The organism is Phaeobacter sp. B1627 (assembly GCF_006265095.1).
GTDB lineage: Bacteria > Pseudomonadota > Alphaproteobacteria > Rhodobacterales > Rhodobacteraceae > Epibacterium.
On record NZ_VCNK01000057.1, the window covers coordinates 1 to 336 of the forward strand.

Annotated in this window: 1 protein-coding gene; it reads right to left on the reverse strand. The window is 62.8% G+C overall.

The features are described 5' to 3' along the window. The coding region (locus FGE21_RS19140) for an ATP-binding protein (RefSeq protein WP_255731671.1) at positions 1 to 326 on the reverse strand (326 nt) is incomplete at its 3' end. Between the last annotated feature and the right edge of the window lie 10 nt (positions 327 to 336).

Genomic DNA, 336 nt, shown 5'->3' on the forward strand with positions numbered 1-336 from the left:
TCCCCGGGGAGCACGCGGGCGATCATGTGCCGGACCTGGGCGAGCGGTGGGCGCCCGAGTTCCGCGTGCTGGTCGAACCTCCCGGCCCGCTGGATCGCGGCATCAAGGTTCCCGGGGTGGTTGCAGGCGCCGATGAGCAGCACGCCTTCTTCCCGCATCAGCGCATCCACTTCTGCCAAAAAATGGTTGATGACATTCCTGCGGTAATTGCTGTTGTGCTTGTCGGCACTGTCGCGGGACCCCGCCGCGTCGATCTCATCAACAAACAGGACGCACGGCTTTTGGCTGATGGCTTCGGCAAAACATTTGGTCATCGCGCCCAACATGTCCCCAAGG